This is a genomic window from Mycoplasma sp. 773 (assembly GCF_053851515.1).
In genome coordinates, this window is sequence record NZ_JBSQAV010000004.1 from 42897 (window position 1) to 67119 (window position 24223).

The 24223-nt window shown below is 27.7% G+C and carries 13 protein-coding genes and 6 tRNA genes; 7 read left to right on the top strand and 12 right to left on the bottom strand.

All coding sequences use genetic code 4. From position 1 onward, the window contains the following. Positions 1–594: 594 nt before the first annotated feature. The 5 genes from ACWXVJ_RS01355 to ACWXVJ_RS01375 all read right to left on the bottom strand — a co-directional run bounded on the left by ACWXVJ_RS01355 (position 595) and on the right by ACWXVJ_RS01375 (position 7620). Complete coding sequence (locus tag ACWXVJ_RS01355) at positions 595–3738, bottom strand: hypothetical protein (RefSeq protein ID WP_455966231.1); 3144 nt, start codon at positions 3736–3738, stop codon at positions 595–597. A 266-nt stretch (positions 3739–4004) separates the two neighbouring features. Next, complete coding sequence (ftsZ, locus tag ACWXVJ_RS01360) at positions 4005–5138, bottom strand: cell division protein FtsZ (protein ID WP_455966233.1); 1134 nt, start codon at positions 5136–5138, stop codon at positions 4005–4007. Between the two features lie 68 nt (positions 5139–5206). Next, positions 5207–6268 (bottom strand): hypothetical protein, encoded by a 1062-nt coding sequence (locus ACWXVJ_RS01365; protein ID WP_455966235.1) that lies wholly within the window; start codon positions 6266–6268, stop codon positions 5207–5209. A gap of 3 nt (positions 6269–6271) precedes the next feature. Beyond that, on the bottom strand, positions 6272–7186 hold the full coding sequence (gene rsmH / locus ACWXVJ_RS01370; protein ID WP_455966263.1) for a 16S rRNA (cytosine(1402)-N(4))-methyltransferase RsmH: 915 nt from the start codon (positions 7184–7186) through the stop codon (positions 6272–6274). Next, the gene (locus tag ACWXVJ_RS01375; protein ID WP_455966237.1) at positions 7180–7620 is read right to left on the bottom strand and encodes a division/cell wall cluster transcriptional repressor MraZ; all 441 of its coding nucleotides are present in this window, start codon (positions 7618–7620) and stop codon (positions 7180–7182) included. Before ACWXVJ_RS01375 ends, rsmH begins: the two co-directional genes overlap by 7 nt. 171 nt (positions 7621–7791) lie before the next feature. On the opposite strand from ACWXVJ_RS01375, the gene ACWXVJ_RS01380 reads away from it, so the two are divergent. The 4 genes from ACWXVJ_RS01380 (at position 7792) to ACWXVJ_RS01395 (ending at position 8209) form a co-directional block, all read left to right on the top strand. Next, positions 7792–7867, top strand: a tRNA-Thr gene (locus ACWXVJ_RS01380). A 108-nt stretch (positions 7868–7975) separates the two neighbouring features. Further along, positions 7976–8050 (top strand) — tRNA-Asn (locus ACWXVJ_RS01385). A 4-nt stretch (positions 8051–8054) separates the two neighbouring features. Then, positions 8055–8130 (top strand) — tRNA-Glu (locus ACWXVJ_RS01390). 3 nt (positions 8131–8133) lie between these two features. Next, positions 8134–8209 (top strand) — tRNA-Val (locus ACWXVJ_RS01395). 406 nt (positions 8210–8615) lie between these two features. Here ACWXVJ_RS01395 and ACWXVJ_RS01400 read toward each other — a convergent pair. Together ACWXVJ_RS01400 and ACWXVJ_RS01405 are read right to left on the bottom strand one after the other, a co-directional pair. Further along, positions 8616–8699 (bottom strand) — tRNA-Leu (locus ACWXVJ_RS01400). A 5-nt stretch (positions 8700–8704) separates the two neighbouring features. Next, positions 8705–8780: transfer RNA gene (locus ACWXVJ_RS01405), tRNA-Thr, on the bottom strand. A gap of 348 nt (positions 8781–9128) precedes the next feature. Here ACWXVJ_RS01405 and truB point away from each other — a divergent pair. Genes truB through ACWXVJ_RS01420 form a run of 3 tightly spaced genes read left to right on the top strand, consistent with a single transcriptional unit; the run spans position 9129 to position 11698 of the window. After that, complete coding sequence (truB, locus tag ACWXVJ_RS01410; RefSeq protein WP_444705150.1) at positions 9129–9980, top strand: tRNA pseudouridine(55) synthase TruB; 852 nt, start codon at positions 9129–9131, stop codon at positions 9978–9980. Positions 9981–9989: 9 nt separating this feature from the next. Continuing rightward, positions 9990–10796: a YcsE-related riboflavin metabolism phosphatase gene (locus ACWXVJ_RS01415; protein ID WP_444705151.1), complete on the top strand. Its 807-nt coding sequence runs from the start codon at positions 9990–9992 to the stop codon at positions 10794–10796. 53 nt (positions 10797–10849) lie between these two features. Continuing rightward, the gene (locus ACWXVJ_RS01420; protein ID WP_455966239.1) at positions 10850–11698 is read left to right on the top strand and encodes an FAD synthase; all 849 of its coding nucleotides are present in this window, start codon (positions 10850–10852) and stop codon (positions 11696–11698) included. Between the two features lie 315 nt (positions 11699–12013). Here the strand turns inward: ACWXVJ_RS01420 and ACWXVJ_RS01425 are convergent, their stop codons facing one another. From ACWXVJ_RS01425 to ACWXVJ_RS01445, 5 genes are all read right to left on the bottom strand, one after another. Continuing rightward, positions 12014–14650, bottom strand: a complete 2637-nt coding sequence (locus ACWXVJ_RS01425) for a DEAD/DEAH box helicase family protein (RefSeq protein WP_455966241.1) — start codon at positions 14648–14650, stop codon at positions 12014–12016. Then, a complete protein-coding gene (locus tag ACWXVJ_RS01430; RefSeq protein ID WP_455966243.1) occupies positions 14643–16280 on the bottom strand; it encodes a DNA methyltransferase in 1638 nt (545 codons plus the stop codon). The genes ACWXVJ_RS01425 and ACWXVJ_RS01430 overlap by 8 nt, the downstream gene beginning before the upstream one ends. A gap of 454 nt (positions 16281–16734) precedes the next feature. After that, a complete protein-coding gene (locus ACWXVJ_RS01435) occupies positions 16735–20433 on the bottom strand; it encodes a hypothetical protein (RefSeq protein ID WP_455966245.1) in 3699 nt (1232 codons plus the stop codon). A 180-nt stretch (positions 20434–20613) separates the two neighbouring features. Beyond that, entirely contained in the window at positions 20614–21843 is a 1230-nt protein-coding gene (locus ACWXVJ_RS01440) for a hypothetical protein (RefSeq protein WP_455966247.1), read from the bottom strand. Between the two features lie 36 nt (positions 21844–21879). Then, positions 21880–24222 carry a hypothetical protein gene (locus tag ACWXVJ_RS01445; RefSeq protein WP_455966249.1) on the bottom strand — a complete coding sequence of 781 codons (2343 nt, stop codon included), beginning with the start codon at positions 24220–24222 and terminating at the stop codon, positions 21880–21882. Between the last annotated feature and the right edge of the window lies 1 nt (position 24223).

Genomic DNA, 24223 nt, shown 5'->3' on the forward strand with positions numbered 1-24223 from the left:
TATTTTAGCTTTACTACGAATTTGCTATTATCAAAAACATATGCAAAAATAAAGGTATCATTATCATTAGCTTATTCGTCAAATAATTTATATTTATGAGAATTTTACAATTAAAATTAACTTAAAAAATGAGATAATGTTGTTTCCGATTTAAGGCATCTCTTTAATCAGACTCAGTTTCTCAGTAGACACAAATGATAAATAACAAAAAAATAACCAAACATCAGATACAAAAATTTTTTCAATTATTTTGTTGTTTGGTTATTTTTTATATAATAAATTTAAATTTGTGTAATTACCATTCTCAAATCTCTTAATAGAAAGTAGGCTAGAAATTAATTTACACAAAAAATTCTTACACTTCCTTATTAAAAAGATTTAAATTATGTTCCTTATTTTTATACTTAAATAGAGGGCATAGGAAAGCAAGATTACTTATGATACCTTTTTTATTTTTTTTAAAAAATCAAGCTTTAAGTTAAAGTTTATTTATTTTTTTAAGCTAAACGATACCTCTTAACTTCTGAAAAAATTATTAATCTAATAGCATTTCAGCATTCCCTTAGTGAATTTATGAAATGTTTATGCATTATTTTATTCCTTCTTTGTTTTTTGGAGTTCTTTTTCTTTAACAGATACATTCTCTTCATCTGATTTTAATTCTTTTTCATTTTTTAGAATTTGTTTTTTTATATTATCACTTTCACTAAGAATATTTTTAATACTTAAATCAGCATCGTTTATTGTTTTAATTATTTCTTGATTAAGTCTATAAATATCATTAAATTTATTTTTTGCTTTCTCTAATTTTTGCTGTTTTAGATTAATTTCAATAGCTATTTTTTCTAATTCCTTTTGTGCTTCTTTGAGTTTATATTTTTCATTATTTAGTTTCAGTAAAGCAGCGTCATTTTTTTGCTTAGCATTTTCATATTCTTTTTGTTTTTTATTTGTTAAATTATTATTATTATTATTATTATTATTATTATTTGTTTTATTGATAGCTTTTTCAATATCTTGAAGTTTTTTTATTATTCGCTCTACTTCCTTAGTTTTTTGGCCTACATTTTCAAATAAACTTTGAACTTTATGATTAGCACTATTTAATTCATGTTGAGCTTTTTGCAATTCTATATTATTCTTGTTAGCTTTTTGCGCAGATGCATTTTTATTAGAAGCTAGCAGTTCACGTCTTTTATTTAAATCACTTAATTCGTTACTTTTTTGATTTAACACATCAGTTTTTAAAGAAATATCATTGTTAATACTTTCAAGTGCCTTCATTAATCTCTTATTATTCATAAAAGAATTTTGCTTTTGCACTTCAACATTACTTTTACTTTTCTCATTTTTAGCTACTTCTCTTTGCTTTTCATCCACAATTTTTTTTGCGTCCCTTAGGCTTTGTTCCAATGCAGCTAAAATATCATTAGAACTATTTAATGCATTATTAGCATCTTGAATCTCTTGATTTTTTGTTATTCATTCTTCCTTAGTTAATCTTAAATTGTTTTCTGCATCTTTTCTGCGTTTTTTAGCTTCAGTGGCTTCTGCTCTTGCCAATTGTAATAATTCAAACTTATCATTTTTTTGCTTCTCTTTGATTGCTACATTAGCATCAGCTTCTTTTAGTTTCTTTTCAGATTGGGCTTTTCTTTCAATATTTTCGTCTTTTTCTTTAGTTAACTCCAACAGTCTTTTCTCTGCTTGTAATATTTTGCCATCAAAATCTCAATATTCTTTTACTACTGGCACAATTTCCTTTTCGAGTTTTTTCTTTTTTTCTTCCCATTCTGCCAATTCTTTTTGTGCCCTTTCATAATCTTTCTCAATACCACTCTTTTCGGATTGAAGTCGATCAATTATCTCTCAAATTCTATCCTCCGCCGCAGCTCCTCCATCACCAATACCAGTATCAGATCCATTGGCCTCAGCAATTCTATCTAATGTTTCATGATAATCACTTATATTTTTATTATATGAATCAATTAGTTTCTTATTTTTTTCAACCAATTCAGATACTTCTCCGATCTTGATTCCCATAGATGTACGATTATTTCCTAATTCAACTAGGTTATTTTCTAATAATTTTTTTTGATTAGTAAATTCAGCTATATCTAATTTTTTTTGTTTTATTTCTTCTAAATTTTGCTTAATTCTTTTTTCGATATTTATAGAACTTTCAGCAGCACCATCTTTAAGATCATTTGCGAGTTTTAAATTTTGTTTCAAAATTTCATATTCAATGTTTAACTGATTAGCATAACGATCTTTATCGATTTCATCATTTTTAATATCAGCAATCATTTTTTCTATTTTCTTAATGGTTCCATCAACTAATTTTATTTCATTACCTAGTTTATTAATCTCTTCATTTTTTTGCTTTTTATTTTTTTTAATTTCATCTAATTGTGTTTGTAAGTTATTTTGTGTATCTTGAGCTTGTTTCAATAATCTTTTTGATTCTTCCAATTCATTATTTATTTGATTAAAATTTTGCTCTTTTTCTTGATATTCGCGTTTAGAATTTTCAATTTGTTTTAAGATGTTTTTTTGATTGTCCTTTGCTTTTACTAGATTATTATTTGCTTTCTCTAATTCTTTAAAAATACGACCTGCGTCAATGGAAATTTCTTCTTCAAGTCTACTTGCTTCTTGAACTTGATTGTTTAATTCGATATTTGTAGAAATAAGACTATTCAGTTTTTGAGTTTTCTCACTTACTTCCTGCTTTGCATCATTAAGTTGTTTATTTGCTTGATCTAGTTGTTTTTGAGCATTATTTAATTCATTATTTATTCTATTTTTATCACTATTAAAAGCAATTATAGTATTATTAGCTTTTTCTGATTCTTTTTTAGCTTCTTCTAATTCCTTAGTTTTCTTTGCTAAATCATTATCTATATCAATAGCATTAGAAGTTGAAGATTCAACGCTTTCTTGAACATTTTTAACCTTATTTTTAGCTTTTTCTAGTTTCCTATTTGCTTCATTTAATTCTTTGGTTAGTTTATCTAACTCATTATTCTCATAAATAACGCTATTTTCTAATTCTTGTTTATTTTGCTCCGCATCTTTTTTTGATTTTTCAAGCGTTTTTATTTTTTCTTTAATAAGTTGAAGTTGTTTTTCCAAAGCTTCCTTATTTTTCCTGGTTTTATTTAGTTTTTCATTAGCCTTGTTTAATTCTTCTGTCTTAAAAATTACATCCCTATTTTTTAATAAATCATTTTGCTTTGCCTTCTCTAGTTCGCTGTTTGTTTTATCTAATTCATCTTGTGAATATTTTTGCTCAGCTTTTAAGGTTTTAAATTGATGAATAAAAACAATTTTATTATTATAAACCATCTGGAATTCATAATCAGTATTAGGAGATAACGGTTTCTCATTATTTATCCCAAAATGCATATTTTCGCTATTTTTTCCGACTGTGTGAGACTTTCTAACTATTTCATATGGTGTTTTTTTGGCATAAAATAAAACTAAAAATGTTCTATCCATATTATCATTTTCATCAATATTTTTCAAATTAAACACTGCTGAGTTTGAAGCAATTTTCTGGTCCTTTATTTTTAAACCTTTAATATCATTTGCACCATTAACTCCATTTTTATTGGCATTTAAGAAATAATAAGCAACCAAAGCGCCTGTTGCAACAATTGAAAGTGAAAGGGATAAAGCTAAAATAATGTTGCCACGTCTTTTCTTTTTTTGTTTGTTTTCGCTGGTATTTTCCATAAATTTATACTCTTTCTTTTTTTAAGCTATCATTTTCAAATATTTTTCAATTTTTATAGGTTATATGTTACATTTTTTTTTTTTTTTTCGCAAAGTTGCTTATTTTGTAAGGCTATCATTATTTATAATAATGATAAAATTTGTATATGTTTTAGCTTATTTATCCAATATATTCATGCTTTCTAACCCTGGGTAATAAAAAAGAGGCAACTGCCTCTCTCTAAAATAATTTACTTTTAAAACAGGAATTCTTACATCTTCTTATTTTAAAATTTATTGTAAATAATTTCATTGCTTTCATCATCATTTGAATATTTATTATTCAAATGGGATTTAGATTTAGATGAATCAAAACCTGAAATTGTCAAATATTCTTGTGTATCATCATCTGTATGATTTTCGATTTCACTATTTGTGAGTTTAAAATCATTTTCTTCTTTATTGTTGGTTCTATTTATTCCTGTAGCAATTACAGATACATAAATTTCACCAAGTTTTTCTGCTTCTTCATTAGCAGGAGAACCAACACCAAATATAACATCAATATTTTCGCCAGCAACATTCTTTAAAACATCAATTGCGGCTTCAAAATCATTGATAGTGCTATTTCTTGATGACGAAAAATAAACTATTGCTTTAGTGATACCTTTTATATTACTTTCTAAAATAGGACTGCTTATCGCATTATGCATTGCTTTCTGCGCCGCATTTTCACCAGTTGATTGTCCGATTCCTACAATGGTTTCACCACTGTTTTTAATTAACGTTTCTAGGTCGGCTAAGTCCAAATTAATCAAACCAGGTACAGCTATAATATCGACAACAGTTCTAATAAATTGCTTAACAATATTATCTGCAACCTTAAAAGCATCCTTAAAAGAAATTTCGCCAAAAGATTCTTTCAATTTATCATTTGAAATAATAATATAAGAATCTACATTTTTCTTTAATTCTTCAATCCCTTGGAGTGCAATCTGACTTCGCTTTTTTCCTTCAAATGAAAAGGGTGTAGTTACAATTGCTATTACCAAAGAATTTTGTTCTTTAGCTAATTTGGCAATCACGGGGGCTGCTCCAGTACCGGTGCCGCCACCCATCCCAGCAGTAATAACTACTAGGCTAGCATTTTTTATCTTTTCCTTTATTTCATGTGTTGAATGCTCGGCAGCTTGTCTTCCAATTTCTGGATTAGCACCAGCCCCGATACCTTTTTTATCACCTAATTGTAGTGTTAGTGATTTATCAAATTTATCTAGAATTTGTCTATCTGTGTTTGCAACAACAAATTCTAATCCATCAATTTTTGTATCAAGAAGACTTTGAATACTATTATTTCCACCACCACCAACACCGATAACCTTAATATTAGCAACGGAATTGAAATTTTCAAATTCTGGCATGGCAGTACTCCTTACTTTTTTTTCTACTTTATCTTTAATTTAACTAAATTATATAAATAAAATTGAGTTTATTTTTTGTAATTAAAAGAATATCCTTTTTCCTCTCGTTTATTTACGTCTAAAATAAATAATTCAGAGGTTATAGTCATTTCTTTAATAGTATTTTGTCTTTTGTTAACAAGATTAATAATTCCCATCATTTCATAACTAATAACATCAATTGCGCAATAAGCTTTGTCTGATAAATAACTTAAAATTTTAAAGTTTTTAAACGTTTTTATGGTTTCTAGGAATTTGCTATTACTTACATTAAAATTAACTTTTATATTAATATCTTTTATATTTTTTAAAAAAGATTCAACATAATCATTAATTTTTTTTAAATAATATCCAAGAACTTTTTTAAATAATAAATTATTGCCAGAATTTAAGTTACATTGCCATAAATTAAATTTAGTATAAGCTATTTTTTTGGTAGTTTTCAATTGTTTAGCAATGAATTCAATTAAATAATCTATTCCTAAATTAACATTTTTTTTAATTATAACTACATCATTTTTTAAAACATTTAATTTCAAGCTGTAATCATCTAAATAAATTTGGGTAGCTATTCCAGAATCTCTTTGTTGATTAAAATAAATATTTTTAAGAAATTCATAGTCATAAATTTTTAAAATATTTAGGTTATTTTTCTTAAATAGATTAAAAATGTTTTTAGCAACATTTCATTCTAAAAGATTAAGACTTATTAATTGATTGTTATTATCATTATTTAGATATGAGTAATCAAATAAGTAATTACTATTTGATTTTTCTAAGTAGTATAGTTTCTTAGCTAATTCATAATTAGTTAGCTTTTGATTACTTTTATTAGAAATTATTTTCTTATTAATTTTCAAAAAAGGTGAATCTTGAATAATTACAACAACATTTTTTATTGTCAAAGATATGGTTGCTTCAATTTCTTTTTTAGTTTTGCAAATAAATGAATCTAACTCAAATAGGTTAAAAATTGTGCTACTAATGCTTCTTTTATAAATCAAAATATTTCCAAAAGAATTTTGCTCTATAACCTCAACAGAAAAACTGCTGACCTCAAATTTGTATGCTATAATAACACTTTTCTTCATAAATTAACCTATTTTTGTTATCACTCTCATTTTTGCGCTACGTGATCTTTTATTATTCTCAAATTCGCTTTGAGAAGGAAAAATAATTTTTTGTTTTCACTTTAATTCAGTCTGAACTGGCAATCTTTTTAATTTAGGATCTACATAATTTAAATTTTGAAAGAATCTTTTGACTTTTGCATCTTCCTTGCTATGAAAGGTTATAATAGCTAACTTGCCGTTAACATTTAATAAATCTATAACCTGATTTAGCAAATCATCTAATGCATTTAATTCATCATTAACCGCAATCCTTAAAGCTTGAAATACAGCTTTCGATGGATTCTTTTGTCTAACAATTTTGGCTGGTAATGCTTTTTTAATAATTTCATTTAATTCAAAAGAAGTACTAATTGGTCTATTTTTAACAATTGATTTCGCAACTATTCTTGCTAGCTTTACATCACCATAATCGTATAAAATTTGTGCAATTTTATCTTCTTCTCACTCATTGACTATTATATGTGCATTAAGTTCTGCATCCAAATCCATTCTCATATCCAGTTTTGTATCCTGTGAATATGAAAAACCTCTTCTAGCATCATCTAGTTGTGGACTAGATACACCTAGATCAACTAAGATTCCATCAACTTTTTCAATATTAAGTTTCGCTAATTCTTCTTTCAAGAATCTAAAATCACTCTTAACTAATATAAAAAGGTCACTCACTAATTTTAATTTTTGTTCGGAATCACGTATTGCTTCAATATCTTTATCAAAGCAAATAAGTCTCCCGTTACCTTGGTCTTTTATTTTTTTTAAAATTTCAACACTATGTCCAGCTCTTCCTAAAGTTAAATCAAGATAAACCCCATTTGGCTTAATGTCTAATGAGTTAACTACTTCATTTAGCAAAACAGGAATATGTTTTTCTATAATTTAACCCCTTGTTCAAATAATTTCTGAGCTAGATTATTAATGCCAATTTCATCTTCGAAATATCTTTCTTTTGCATCATAAACTTCTTTTGCAAAAAGTTCACAGGTGTTTCCTGATCCGATGAAGACAACATCCTTTTTGATAGTGGTTTTAAAAGCTAAATGTTTCGGAATAATAATACGATTTGACTTATCTGGCACAACTAATTCTGTATTTGCAAAGATAAATCTACTTAATTCTCTCAAATCTCTATTAAGCAAATTATTATCCTCAAGTTTAGATTTTAGTTTTTCAAACTCAACCTTATCTCTCAAAACTAATTGTTTGTCAAAACCAATTGTGATAAAAAATTCCTTTCCTAAATCATTAAGTATTTTAGGCGGAATGACAACTCTTAACTTGTCATCTAAGCTTCGCTCGTATTTACCATACATTTCCACTTCCTCCCACTATCAACCAAATTTTACTATTTTTATAAACTATTTTTTGAAAAAAGTATTTTTTTAATAAAAAGCGACAAGTTTATATTTTTTAAAATTAACAAATGAATAATTAATAATTTAGAAAATTACTTTTTTACTAAAATTTGCTAAAATAATTTACATGCTGGTTTAGCTCAGATGGTAGAGCAACTGATTCGTAATCAGTGGGTCGGGGGTTCGATACCTCTAACCAGCACCATAATTGCCGATAATACGAGATATGATGGTGCTTATATAAATAAATTAAAAATTTTTATTAAGAAATATTTTTTTAGGTTATAATAATTAAGCATTTACTTATATGAGTGCCGACTTAGCTCAGCGGTAGAGCAGCTGGCTGTTAACCAGTTGGTCGTTGGTTCAATCCCAATAGTCGGCGCCAGTATGGCCCTATGGTGAAGTGGTTAACACATATGGTTTTCATCCATACATGCGTGGGTTCGAGTCCCGCTAGGGTCACCATTTGGAGAATTAGCTCAGTTGGGAGAGCATCGCCCTTACAAGGCGAGGGTCGTGGGTTCGAGCCCCTCATTCTCCACCATTTGTAAATCACCAATAAAAAATGCCTTCACGGCATTTTTTTTATGCTTTATTTGTTATCCACTAATTTAAGCGCATAACAAATAAACCAACATAATAAGATTTTTAACTATAAAAAAAAGTAATTACGATTACCGCAATGAATTATCATATATGAAATAATTGCATCAATATAAAAATCACAAGCACCCAAATTAACTGCTTTAAAATTCAATTTATGCTCTAAATTCTTAAGAGCTTTATATTGGCTGCCAATGCCTGAAAACATTTCAAATAATTTTATTTTCCTCATAACATATTAAGTTTAGCGCGCAATTTGAATTATATTAATTTATTTTTTCATTATAAAATATAAAATAAAAAAAGAAAGGCATTTATAACCTTTCTAAACAACATATTTAATGATATGGTGCGCGAGGAGGGACTTGAACCCTCACGCCGGAAGCATTAGTGCCTAAAACTAACGTGTCTGCCAATTTCACCACTCGCGCATATATGGTGCCGTTTATAGGACTTGAACCTACGACCTACTGATTACAAGTCAGTTGCTCTGCCAACTGAGCTAAAACGGCTTACTTATTTAATGCTATATTATTATATATAATTTTTTTGTTATTTAATAAAAAAAGTAGCATATATTTTAATTTTTTGAAATATGATTCAAAACACCTATTTTTATTTTATACACTTTTATAAATTAGTAAATTAGTGTTTTTATAAAATAAAGAGATATTTTTTAACTAGCAAATCAAGTAAAACTTGCCTCATGATAAATATGGTAATCTTCGTTAATACATAAATTCAACACTTAATTTAAAAACTAAGAAGATAAAAGCTTTCGATATTCAGTTATCTCATCAATAACCCCTTCAATTGATTAAATAATTTAAAAATGATATAATAAATTACATTGAGGAAAAATGTTTTTTAAGATTAATAAAAAAAGAGGAGAATCAAGTTTTTTTGCAATTAAAAAATTTGCAAAAGAACATAATATTAAAAAGATTGGTCATAGCGGTACTCTTGATCCGTTAGCCCAAGGTCTTTTAATAGTTGCTAGTGATGATGATACAAAAGTTTTGCCATGACTTATTAATGATACAAAACAGTATTTTGTTGAAGCTTCACTTCATTGCTCTTCTAAAAGTTATGATGAAGGTGAAGAAGTTATTTTTTTAAAAAATAAAAAAATGATTACCAAGGAGCAATTAGAAAATGCGCTAAAACATTTTAAAAATCAAACCAAACAAATTCCTCCAGTTTTTTCGGCCAAAAAAATAAATGGACAAAGAAGTTATGATTTAGCTAGAAAAAACATAGATTTTTCATTAGCAGAATGTAATATTAAAATACACAACTTGGAGTTAATAGATTTTAACTATCAAAAACAATCATTCATCATTAGGACAAAAGTATCAAAAGGAACTTACATAAGGTCATTAATTCATGATATTGGAACATATCTTGAAACGGATGCTGTTGTAAATATTTTAAAGCGAGAGAAAATTGGGAATATTAAATTAAATGAAAGTCTCGATTTTGAGCAAATCAATAACATAAACTCTCTTTTTAGAGTAAAATTATATACACTTACACATTTTGAAGTGAAATTAATAAAGTCAAAATCGGTTTTTTTCGATAGATTTAAAAACTTTAACGGAAAAGGCCTTTTTACATTTAATAATCAAATAATTGGTTGAGGACAAATAAATAACGGTTTCATAACCTTCGACAAGGTTTTATTCAACCGTATATTTTCATTGCCTAGTTAAGAGGTTAAAATGAATAACAAGTACAAGATGGTTGTGTTTGATATAGACGGTACATTGCTACCATTTGGCATAGATGAACTTTCTCTAAGAATGAAAGAAATGTTTCGCAAATTAAAAGATGCAGGTTATATTAATGTGCTTTGTTCAGGACGTGATATTTTTACAGTCGGAAAACAAATACATAATCCATATGTTGATTATTTTATTGGTGCAAATGGAACATTTATTTTAGATTTAAAAACTAATGAATACATATTTGAACAAACTATTGATTATAATGATTTTGTAAAGTTCAGATTATTTGCTAATGAAAGAAAGATACCATTTTCATTTGTAGGATATAAATGGGGCTATTATAATGATTTATTTAATCTAAATCACTGATTCTATCTACCTTATAAAGATAAATTTATATCAGAAAAAGAATTCGAAACAAAAAATGATAAAAACTATCTAATCACTGTTAGCACAAATAATCCCGAATATTGAGCTAAGCAACTTAATATTTTATTCGAACACCATAATATGAATATGTGAGTTTTAGCAACATGACCTGGGGGAATATTTCTTTCAGCTAAAGGCATTACCAAGGCCGTGGGTCTAGAAGTATTGGGCAAACTGCTGGATATTAAGCCAAGTGAAATGGTTGCATTTGGTGATTCTGAAAATGACATTGAGATGCTAAAACTAGTTGGTTTAGGGATAGCTATGGGAAATGGAGAAGATACCACTAAAGATGTTGCTAATGAAATATGTTTACCTGTTACTGAAGATGGACCATATTTCAAACTAAAAGAAAAAGGATTTTACGAGTAATCGTAAAATTTTTATTTATTTTTAAAATTATTAATTAAAGTAAAATTATTAATATGAAAATTTTTGAATGAAATTTTAAACAAATTTTTGAAATAAATAATGACTTAATTATGGTTTTAGGCAGTTTTGAAACTCTTCATCTAGGACACTATGAATTAATCAAAATTGCAAAGGACCTAAAAAATTCAGGGGCAAATTACAAATTAGCAATTATGCTATTTAACCAACCATATAAAAAGTCGAAAATACATGAAAACAAGGCCTTTCAAGTCCAAACAAGACTATATACATTATTTAATTTAGGATTCGATTTCGTATTTTTAGTTGATGTTAATGAAGATACAATGAATGTTTCACATTATGACTTTTGCAATAATTTAAAAAATAATAACGTTAAATATGTTGTATGCGGTAATGATTTTTATTTTGGCTTTCGTAAAAGTGGCGATGTTAATTACCTTAAAAAAAATTTTGAAGTCTATACAGCAAACGAACGAAAGATTAATAAAAGAAAAATTTCCTCAACATTAATAAATGAATTAATTGATGAAGGCAACATTTCGGCAATAAATAATCTGCTTATTGAAAAATATGCTTTTATTACCAATTTTGATAAATTTCATTTTAAATATCCTGAAAATATCAAAAAAATTAAATCAGGAATTTATATTACAAACGTTGTAATTAATGATATAGAATATCACGGTTTAGTTAAAATTGGTATAAAAAATGATGAAGGTTTTGATAATGTTGCCTATCTTTTAGATCTTGATATAATTCCAAGCAAGTATCAAGAAATATTTGTCGAGTTTGAAGCATTAATAAGATATATCAGTCTTAATCACGAAAATAAAATTCAAGACAGCGATATACAAATTGCCAAAAAATGATTTGCTAAATAAATTAAATTTGGATACTGTGGATAATTTTGTATAAATCAGTCTCAAACTTATTTTTGAAGGTAGTATAAAAAATTTTGTGTAATTTTATCTCTGGATTACTTTTTTTAGTAAATGATTTAAAAATAGCAATTACACAAATCTAAATTTATTATGCAAAAAACAACCAAACAACATGACAAAATTGGAGAATTTTTCTTCCAAATATGTTGTTTGGTGGTACTGTAGATAATTTGGTGTAAAAATCTTCTGTTAAATATTTGCTATTTAGTGATCTCTACACAAAATTATCTACGATAGCATTTAAAAGCACGAGTGCTATAGACTTTCAATAAAATCATCAAATTTTTGACTAAATTCGGTGGTTTTTAATTTATTGAAAAAAGGCATACCAATAACTCTTCAATTACCATTATTTGGCATAAGATTGATGTCACTGTTTATCAAGCTCAATAAATTCGCTTTCCAATTATCATGTTCGATTAGATGTGTACCTTTAGGTTCAACAAATACTTGCGAACTTATTTTATTGGTTTTGAAATAAAGAAGAAAATCAGGTTCAAAACGATCACCACTATCAAAATCATAAAGTGCAAGATCACTAAAACGTTCATTTCTAACTAAATAGAATTCAATATTTTTGTTTTCGAGTCGCTTTGCATAGTTATCACTAAATCATTTGACAAATTCTTTTTCTTCACTTGTTCCATAATTTTCATTAAAAACATATCATTTTTTAGAACCAAGATCCATTCTAAGTTTTTCGCTTGCTTTACTTTGAGGGTTACCATTTCCGTCTTCATCCTCAACATTAGCAACATATATTAATTTATCTTCAATAACATCTTTAAGATATTTAGGACGTAGAACTTTTTCACCTACACTTGCATCTTTGAGTGAATAAAGATAATTTTCAATTTGTTTAAATGCATCCATAACAGCACTAAAAATATCTCTTCCACTTATTTTTGCTTTCGAGTCATTAGACTTAAAGATAATTTTAACATTTGAACCTAGATAATCAGATGAAGTTAAAAATTCTTGAAGTGATTTAAGATTAGAAAACTTAGATTTTAGAAAATCAAACTTCAGTGTTTCAAAATAAAGCGCACAGCCCTCAAGAATGTGATATTCAACATCTTGAAGATTAAGTTGTTGAACAATTTTAAGTTCTTCTATTTCATTATCTGATTGTGTGTCTAAATCAAAAAGTTTTTCCTCATTAGCCTTAATTTGTTTAACTTTAAAATCAATGGTTTTAGTAAAATTAACTTTATCTTGCTCGCTTGGCATACTATTTTGTTTTGGAACTCTTTTGTTAGTTCAAACTAAAGCATTTTGAAAAAATTCTGAATTTTTAAATTCTTCTTTGAGTTTAATTTCAACTACTTTACCATTATCATCATCAATAAGACCAGTTTGTTTAAGTGTGTTTTGAAGGTCATTAATATAGCGTGAATCATTTTTACAGTGGTAATAAAGAGTTTCGAGAACACGGTATTTATTGCCTAAGTCTGCATCGAATTTTCGTTTGTTTCGATTTTGTTCATCATTGTTATACACAAAAGGACAATAACGGGCTCCACGTCCAATTAATTGAGCTTCTTTGATTGTATACTTGTTGGTTTTTACGCGTGTATTTTCTTGACGTTCATCATGCAGTCTAACAATGTCAAAAAGGTTAAGCACATCTCAACCCTCGTTTAGTTGATCAACTACAAAAATACCTCGCAAGACATTTTCTTTATCTTCCAACGTATTGAGCAACACTTGCGTTTGTGCATCAATTGCACTTTCAGTGGATGAGTTAATAATGACTAGTGTTTGCTCACGAAAACTTTCTTTGAGTAGATTAACTAATAATTGATAGTCTTGATGTCCTAAATTTTTAAAGTAACTAAGACTTTGCTTCATAATCGGAATATCAATAGTTTCAAGAGCCAACATGTCTTCAATGCTTAGTTTTTGAATTTTTTGCTTGAACTCTTCAAAAAACTTCTTACTTTCTACAATGCTTTTTGACTTAAATAAAACCACAGGTTTTATTTCTAAGCCCAAATCATTAAAAAGCATATGACGATATTCACTAATAATTAATGCTATAAGCGATCTTTGTCAATATGTTGTCTCAGAACTTATGTTTTGAAAGTTTTTGGTTCATTTTTCGTCTCTAAAAGTTTTGAGAGGATAGTCAAAAACTAGCTTATCAATGTATTTTTTATTAATATCTTCATCATTAAGACCTGCAGTTGCGCTAAATTCAAGTAGAAGCGATTCAGGATGTTTATTATATAAACTAATTACAGTGTTTTCCCAAGAAGGTTCTTCAAATATCTCGGGTTTTTGTACTTTACTTTTGGCTTTTGTGCTTGCATTTAGATGATGAGATTCATCGCTAATAAATACTACTTTATGATTGCTAAAATCATATTCACTCATAGCATTTTCGCGCGGACTAATAATGTCATTATGTAATTTTTGAATGGTTGTAAAACATATATTAATTGAGTCTTTATCAATGTTTGAAGCTTGAAAATTATCAACAACATTGATTTTTATTGTTTTATTGAAGTGTTTTAAAGGCGAAGCAAATAAATATTTTGAACTGGCTGGATTTGCAAAGTTTTCTTTAGTTTTTTCAAGAATATTGGTTTGTGATACAAAGAAAATAAAGTTTCTATAACCTTGTTGATATAAAAACAAAATTAAAGCAGCCATTATTACTGTCTTTCCACTCCCTGTTGCCATTTGAAATAGGTTGTGTATTTTATCTTGAGTACGTAATTTTGTATTACCTTCATCAAGATAATACAAAATAAATGACTGAATTGCTCTAGTTTGGTAATCTCTCAATTTAATTTTAGGATTTAGTCCATTTACAATAAATGTATCAAGGTCTTTAGGTGGAAAATAATCTAATATATTTTTTAATTTATCAGCTAAATTATTATTCATTCTCTACCTCATAAAACGATTTGCTAAATTGCTTGTCAGCTTCACTAATTCCATATGACTCATCATCTATTTGAGAATAATTTACATACAATTTGTTTTTGTTAATTATTGAAATAAGACGAGCTTTTTTCTCATCAAGACTAAGTGAATCAAAAGTACTTAAGCTAGATTCAATTTCTGCTTTACTTAAATAAGGAATTATGTCATTGGAATTTAGTATTTGGTTTTTAACATCAACAATGTTGTATTCAGTTGCTTTTTTTACCAAATCCACTCATTTTTGTGTATTTTGGGCTAATTCGAAGTACACAAATGAACCGCCTCCTTTTCAGCCTGCTAACTGAGATATTCCGCCTTGTTCACCATCAATAACTTTTTTAAGCCTTGCTAGCGTGATGTCTTCGATATAGTCCATTTGCTCAATACCAATATATTGCCGATTCATTTTGTGTGCTACAGCAGCGGTTGTTCCTGAACCAAGAAAGAAATCTAGAATAATATCACCCTCATTTGTAGTAGCATCAAGGAGTTTTTTTATCAATTCTTCTGGTTTTTGACCTGCACCAAAATCTACACTTTGTTTTGCTCCTACGATCCAATCCATTGAATAAATCCCGTTTTCCTTTGCTTTTATAATGCTTGAAGTCATTATTTTAGAACCTGAACTTGATAATTCAAATGTATAGGTGGGTTTATAAAAAATTTTACTACGCAACTTACAAAAATGATAGATTGTTTCATGAACACGAGGCCATATAGTGCTAGTTGCTTTATACCCAAAAGGTTTTCCGCTTTCTCATATTAACTCTTTAAAATAATCAAATCCCAAACTTCTAATCAAAATATCTAAATATGACTTCATATTTTCGTCTATACTTATAAAAATACTTCCATCATCCCTTAATAATTTTTTGGCTAGCTCTAATCTGTTCTTCATAAATACAAGTCATGTTGAATTGTTGAATTTATCATTGTAATTAAATGAATCATTGCCAGTGTTGTAAGGTGGATCGATATAGATACATTTAACTTTTCCTTCATATCTCTTTAATATAGAGCTTAATGCTATAAGATTATTCCCTTTAATGATAAGATTATCTTTTTTATTAAATAATATTTTTTGTTCAACTCCTTGTGAGCTATAACGTTTTGCATTAACTAGGGCTTTAGGATCAAGAAGTCTGTTAATATCATCAAGCCCAAGAGTTTCATTGAGCATAACTTCACTACATTTCTGGTCGTCTTTGTCTTGATTGCCAACTAAAACACAATCTTTGAAGGGAAATGAAAGTACAACATCGTTGCTTTCGTTAAGAAAGTGTCCATTGTTATCAACTAGGCCAATGCGATTTTTAAAAGAAGTAAAACTATCAGGCATAAAGTCTTTTAGGTTGATAAAATCTATGAATTTTTTGTCATTAAAAATTCATATGTCTTTAACCTTAACAAAGAAATTCTTGCATATTAATTCATTAGAATAAAGAATTTCCAAAAGATCGCTATCATGATTATTAACTGCAGCAAAAATATTACCTAATAAAAGCTTATTTTGTTCAGAAGAATAATACTTATTATTATCTTTAAGTATATCTAATAAACATTGAGTTAATGACGTGATTTTTGGTTCCATATTAGTCCTTTCTTTGCGGTTTTTTGTTGCAAAAACTATAATTAAATTTCTTATCTTGTTCACTTATGTTGTGGGAAGTAAAAAACTATAATTTTGTTTGAATTATATAAAAATTTTATCTAAGTTAAGGTGATATTGTTAAGAAATACAACAAAATTTTATAGACATTAGCAAGTATTTTATTACTATTCATAAATACAACATCAGTTATTCCTAATTGAGGACCTGCTTTTAATCAATTACAAATTATTGCTAAAAAAGAAGATTAAATAATTAAAACAACCAAACAACATATTTGGAAGAAAATTTATCCAATTTTGTCATGTTGTTTGGTTGTTTTTTTGCCTAATAAATTTAGATTTGTGTGATTGCTATTCTCAAATCTCTTACTCAAAAAGTAAGCAGGAGATAAATTTACACAAAATTTCCTATACTACCTAAAAATATATGATTATTAATGTTTCATATTAAGAGATTCTAGCAATCCATTAGCTTTTGAAGCCTCTTTTTTAGCCCTATCAAGTTCTTCGATTTTACTATTTGAAATAGATTCTTTTTGTTTAATTTCCTTATTTGATTGAGAAATCTTCTTATTTAATTTTAAATCCTCTAATAAAGCATTCTGAAGATTATTATTCGTTGTGTTAATCATAGAATCTGCTTCCTTATTTTTTTGGATTGCTTCTTCATTATCTAAAATCGCTTTTTCAAGTTGTTTTTGCTTTTGATGCAAATCATGAGTTTTATTTTCAAATTCTTTATCAATATCTTTTATTTGGCCTTGAATATTGTTCTTTTCAAATAAAGAATCATTATTTGATTTCTTAGCATTTTCATAATCTAATTGCTTCTGAGCTAATAAATCAGTTTTATTTTTTACATCTTGATTAGCTAAATTAACCTTATTTTTAGCATTGTCCTTAAGGCTATTAGCATGAAGTATTGCCTGATTTAATTCACTTAAACTATTATTTTTATCTTCCAATTCCTTCTTTTTTTCTTCTAAATTAGTATTTAAATTTATAAGATCTTGCTCTGTTTTCGCCTTATTTTGCGATGCTTGTTCAATCAATTTAGCATTATTTTTTAATTCATTATTTTTATCAGCAACTTCTTTACTTTTATTATTTGTGTTTTCAAGTTCTTGTTGGTACTTTTGATTAGCCAGAGTTATATTATTAAGTGCCTCTTGCAATTTATTATAAATATCGGTTTGTTTTTGAATTAACGCTTGATGATTTTTTTGCGACTCTTGATGCTTAGCATTTGCACCTTCTAAAGCCTTTGTTTTTTTATTGACATCTTCTTGTTTCATGCTAGCTTCTTCATTCACACTTTGCAATTTCTTTTCCAAATCCGTCTTGCTTTTTAGCGTTTTTTGGACTTGCTTATTAGCGTCATCAACAGCACCTTGCTTTTGAGATACTAAAGTTGTCTCATTATTAACCTTTTGTTTTAATTCATTTAATTTTTCTTGTAAGAAAGACTCTTTGTTTTTAGCTTCTTGCAATAATTTTTGAGCGCTCTGAAGTTGCTTATCTTTATCATCATGTTCTTGTTTAGCTGATTGCAATCGATGCTCTGCATCTTTTTTAGCCTGGCGCGCTTGTTCTGCCTCAACACGCGCAACTTCTAATCGACTAAGTTTTTGTTTAATTTTTTCTTCCTTATCCTTTACGGTCTTTATTGCTGTATTTTGTTTCTGTACAGATTGAGATTTTAGCTGCTCATTGTTAGATTTAGATTCTTCTAGCATCCTTTTATCATTTGTTTTCTTGGTAATATCAGCTTCAATTTCTGAAATTTTTCGCGAAGCTTCCCCAATTAGATGTTGTTGCTGATTTATCTGGTCTTCATATTTCTTGAGAGAACTAGTCGAAATACTAATATTTTTATTAATTTCAGCAATTTTATTATAAATAGCATTTTCATTATTCTCTTGCTCATAATATTTTTTAACAGCATCCGACCATTTTCTTTCAGCTTCTTGTTCTTCTCTTGAAGCTTCCTTATATAGAGATTCTTTATGTTGCCTAATAAAATATTCATCTCTACCTCTTTTTGAATTAATTCAATCTTTTTGCTTTTGCTCTTTGTTAGCTTTTTTTTGTAAATAAGCTTGATATGCCTTTTGCTTTTCATCTTCCAATGAATTCTTGCTTCTTAATATCTTTTCCAGTTCCTTTTCTTCTTTGTTACGCTCATCAACTTCCAAACCATTTTTTGTTTTTAAATCTTCATAATCATGATTCAATTCATTAAGTTTTTTATTATGATTTTCTTTAATGCCCTCTTGCTCTACTTTCATCTTATTGGCTTGGTCAATATCTTTTTGCTTTTGTGCTAAATCTATAATTGTTTTTTCAAGATCTTTATTCCTTCTATCGACTTCGCTTTCTGCACTATCCTTTAGACCTTGAAGCCTTTTTAGATCTTGCTTTAATATTTCATATTCATTATTCAATTGATTAGCATATTGGTCTTTATCAGTCTCATTTTTTGATGCGCTATCTAGCTCTTTTTGAAATTTATTTCTATCATTTTCTGCGTCGGTTTTTGCTTTGTTTTTCTGCACTAAATCATTATTTTTTTGCTTAGTGTTTTTTATTGCTTCTTCTAGTTGAGACTCAATTTCTCTGTTTTCAGATGTGGCTTGTGCTAACGTTTTTTTAGCTTCTTCTAATTCCTTGGTTTTTTGATTTAAATTTTGTTGTTTTTGCTCATAATCAAAATTGGATTTTTTTATTTGTTCAGCAATATTGCTTTGAGTTTCTTTTACCTTTGACAATTCAGAATTTGCATCTTGCAAATCTTTAGAAATACGAGCTATATCATTAATATTCTCTTTTTCTAATTCATTAGCTTGTTGTACTTCATTATTTAGTCTTATGTTTTCGTTGGTAAGGTCTTCGGCTTTTTGTCTAGCATCATTTGCTTCTTTTTGTATATCTGCAAGTTTTTGATTTGCTAAAGCTAATTGTTGCTTAGCGTTGTTTAACTCATTATTGATTCGGGTTTTGTCAGTATCAAGAGTATTAAGAATTCTATTTATCTCTGCAACTTCATTTTGCATACGATTTATTTCTTTTTCAGATTCATTTTTAGCCCTTAATGCACTATTATATTCATCTGTTTTTGAATTAAGATCCTTAATTTTTTTATTGATATTTTCCTCTTGTTGTTCAAATTCAGAATTAGCACTGTTTTGGGCATTTATTGCATCTTGCAATGCTTTTTTTGCTTCATCTAACTCTTTGGCTTTTTTAGTTAAATCATCAGATTTTAGAATAGCATCTTTATTAACGCTATCATGATCTGAATTAGCCTTATCTTTTTTATTTTTTGCCTCTTCTAGGGCTTTTTTTGCTTCTTCAAGTTCTTTGGTTAAACGCTCAACTTCTTTAGTGGTGGAAATTACATTATTATTTGTTAGTAGTTTATTTTGTTCGGCTGCTTTTTTTTGTTTTTCAAATTCCTTAATTTTTTCCTTAATACTTTGTAATTGTTTTTCCAATTCATCTTTAGATTTTTTGGCTTCTTCTAGTTTCTTATTCGCTTCACTTAGCTCGTTGGTTTTGGAAATAACATCATCATTTTTTAATAAAGCATTTTTCTTAGCTTGCTCTAGATCTTGTAATGCCTTTTCTCTAGCTTTTTTAGCTTCTTCTAGATCTTTATTTGCTTTATCAAGTTCTGCTTGCTTGTCTTTTTCCTCTAGCTTCAAAGTTTTAAAGTGATGAATTAAAACTGTTTCACCATTATAAATCATCTGAAACTCATAATCAGTATCTGGATATAAAGGTTTTTCATTATTAATCCCAAATGACATAGATTTTTCTTCTTTATTAATAACATGAGTCTTTCTTTGCACATTATAAGGAGTTTTTTTAGCATAAAATAAAACTGAAAAAGAACGATTAGTGTCATCATTTTTATCAATATTTTTTAAATGAAAGATCGCTGAGTTTGCAGTAATTTTCTGGTCTTTTATTTCCAAAGCCAAAAGGCTTTTTTTATCATGCTTATTTTTGTTTGTAAGATAAAAGGCCGCAATAGCTCCGGTTGTAATTGATGCTGCCAATAAAGCTGATGTTAATAAAATAACATTACGTTTTTTTCTTTTTACTTTGTTTTTTTCTACATTTTTATTCATAATTTCTTATACCTCTTTTTGATAAAATTAACTTTTGTAAAATACCCAAGATTTTTCAAGAAAATATTAACATTTTTTTTTTTTTTTTGCAAACTTGCTACCAGTGTTTATGTATCATTATGAAATAATGATAAAAAGAGGCTATATGCCGCCTCTTTTTATCGTGTTTTAAAAAAATTGCTATCTTTTTAATTTATTCAAATCTTTTTTTAATTCATCCAGCTTATTTGTTATTTGCAAAACTTCTTGATTCTTCTTATTAACTTCCTTATTAATTTTATTTAACTCTTGGTGTGTCTCATCCTTGATTTTTGATAATTGCTTAATCGAATTAACCATTTGATCTATGTTTTTTTTATTCTTTGTTTTTTGATTATTAAGGTCTTTTAATTTCTGTGCTAATATCGATAAGGAATTTTCTTTTTCCTTTTGTTGTTTTTCATAGTTAGCAATATTTTTAGACTCCTCATCTAATTGCTTTTTAATAATTTCTTTTGAAAACTGAGATGCTTGTGTTTCTTGCAAAAGAAGATTTTTATCATTTGTTTTAGCTTCAACGTTCTTTTTTTGTAAACTAATGTTCTTATTTTGCTCTTCAATTTGATGTTGAACTTTTGAAATATCTTCCTTAGCTTTTTTGATTAACTCATTTAAGAGAGGAATTTCATCATTAGCTTTTTTTAATTCTTTCATTCTATTCATTAGTTCATTTTCTAGTTCGAGCAATTTATTATCAATAGCATCCTTTGCTTCTTTAGCTTCCTTAAATTCATCATCTTTTTGTTTAACATCTTTTATTTTTTGGGTAACTTTATCATTTTCTTGAGTTAATTTTTCTCTTTTTTCTTTTCTTAGTTCTTCAGCTTGTTTTTTATCTTCTAGTAATTTTTGCATTAGCATTTCTGCATCTTTTTTCTTTTGTGCTACAGCTGCCATTTTTTGTTTAACATCATCTAATTCATTGGTTTTTTGTTCTAATGATTCTCTTTTTTGCTTAATTTCTTCTTCTAAATTACTTAGATTATTTTGAATATTGCTTTCAGTTGTAAGGCTTTGTTGATTTTTTTGCTTTGCTGCATCTACTTCTTGCTGATTGGTTTGCACATTGCTTTTATTTTGTTCCACTTTTGCATTTGCATCATCATGTTTTTTCTTAGCTTGTTCACTTTTAGTTTTTGCCTCTTCTAATGCTTGCATTGCTTCAGAAATTTCATTTGATTTTTGATTTAAATCACTAGTTTTTTGTGCAATTGTTGCTGAAATGGAAGATAATTGACCATCAACATTTTGCTTTTTGTTTTTTACAGCATCAAATATTGTTTGAGCATCATTTTTAGCACGGTCTGCCTCAGCCATTTCCTTTGTTTTTTGTGCAAGTGATTCTTTTAGTTTTTTTAGTTCTTGTTGCAAATCAGTTTTTTGCTGATTGAGACTTTCTATTTCTTCTTAAATTTTTTGTTTCTTTTGTGTTTCTTGTTCAATATTTTGCTGTATTTTTTGATCATTCGTTTTTAATTCTTGTATTTTAGATTCGACATCTTGAACCTTACTTGTAGCACTTTTAAATGAAGCATTAACTTCATTGTTTTTATTTGTTAATTCTTCTTTAGTTTTTTGAAGCTCACTTAATTGCGATTCTTTTTGCGAAAGTTGTGTTTCTTTAGTTGTTTTTTCTTCATTGGCTTGTTTATAAGCTTTATCTGCCTGCTCTTTTGATGATTCAGCTTGCTTCCACTCTTCTTCTGCTTTTTTTAATAATTCTTTTTTTTGGACTAATTCTTGGGCTGCTTGTTCTTTGGCTTTTTCATTATCATCTAAGGCCTTTTTAGCGCCTTCTTCTTGCTTTTTGAGTTCTTCCAATTTATTTTCAAGGTAAACTGCTTCTTGTTTTCTTTGTGCTAGTTGGCTCTCCAAATCATCTCTTTCATTTTCATCATCAGCATCTTGAATATCTAGTTCTAATTCTTTTATTTCAACTTCTATTTCATTTAGTTCATGTGTTTTACGGTTTATCTCAGAATGTAATCTTTGATGTTCATCGAGCGATTCACGATATTTTTTATCAATATTGGATTTTTTAGATTCGGCTTCTTTCTTAACTTTATTGGCCTCTTCTTTTGCGCTTTGTTTCGATTTTAATTCTTCAGTTTTCTTATCTAAATCATCTTTTGCGGTTTTGGCTTTTTCTTTTGCACTTTGTAATTCGGCCTCAAGCTTTGATTTTTGCTGTGTTATAGTATCAACATTTTTTGAAGCCTGCTCTAATTCTGATTCAATTTTGCGCTTTGAATTTTCAACTTCCATTAAGTTTTGCTTTTCTTTTTCTAGTTCCGCTTGAGCTTGTGCTAATTCAGAATTGTTTGTATTTCTTTCTGCTTCTTTGTTTTGTATATTTTTAATGGCGTTAGTTAATTGTTGCTGCTTTTGTTCTTCTTGTTGCTTAATTTGCTGATTTTTTAATTCTTCTTGCTGTATTTTTTCGTTTAATTGTGCATGTTGTTTATTGATTTTTTCTAAGAAATCTTTTTTATTTTCAAATTCATTACTTGCTTTATTTTCTTCTTCAGCTAGCCTATCAACCTCCTTTTGCAGCCTATCTTTTTCTTGGTTAGCTTCTTGTATTTCTTCTTGAATTGTTTGTTTTTCTTTGTTTTTTTGGATCAAATCAGATTCTTTTAACTTGGCATTTGCTTTTGCACTTTCAAATTCATCTTTGGCTTTTTGTTGATTTTCTAATGCACTAGCTAATGATTCCTTAGCCATATCTAAATTCTTAGTTTTTTGTTCTAATTCATTTACACTTTGTTGTGAATTTTTCTTTGCTTCTTCTAATTTTTGTATAGCTTCTTTTTGTTTTTCTAATGCAGCTTGCAATTCATTTGTTGCAACATCGACTGCTTCTTGTTTAATGCTTGCCTCACTAGACTTTTTTTCTAGTTCTTTTGTTAATTGCTCTATAAGTGCTTCAGCATCGCTTATTTGTTTGCTTAGAGAATCTATTTTATTTTCTACTTCTTGATAATTTAATTGAGCTTCTTTTTGTTTTTGCTTTAATTTTTCAAGCTCATCTTTTAAAGCTGCTAGTTCTTGCTGTTTTCCTGAAAGATTTTTGTTGGCCTTTTCTTGTTCTTCAGTAACTTGTTTTATATTTTCCTTTACTGTTTGTATAACTTGATTGGCGCTATCTTTTATACGCTTTTGTGACTCTAAATCATTCATTTTTGTTTGGACATCAGCTTGTAATCTGTTTAACTCTTCTTGAAGTAACTTGTTTTGATTCTTAGTTTGCTCTAAGTCCTTTTTAGCTTCCTCTAATTCCTTAGTTTTTAATGCTAATTTCTTAGCTTTTTCTTCAAAAACTTGTTCTGCTTTTTTAAAATCCGATATGGTTTTTTCGTGCTGTGATTTTAGATTATCTAGTTGTTTTTTTATTTCTTCTAAAATTCGACTATGTTCTAAAACTTCTTTTTCTTTTTTTATAGTCTCATTTTCTATTTGCTTTAATTTATCCTGAGATTCCGCATTTAAAGCCTCAAAATTTTCGATATTTTTATTTATTTCATTAATTTTTTTGTTTAATATTTTTTTCTTATTTTTTAGCTTTAACAGCATGTTTTTAGCAAGAGATAATTCTCTTTCCTTCTGCTCAATAACCTTTTTATTTAAAGATTGCAAATTAGAGCTATCTTGTTTTTTGCTTATACTATAAACAAAAACAGAACCAGCTGCCACAACTAAAGCAGACGATAATGATAAACACAATGCTAAGGTAATTTTCTTTTTTCTCATT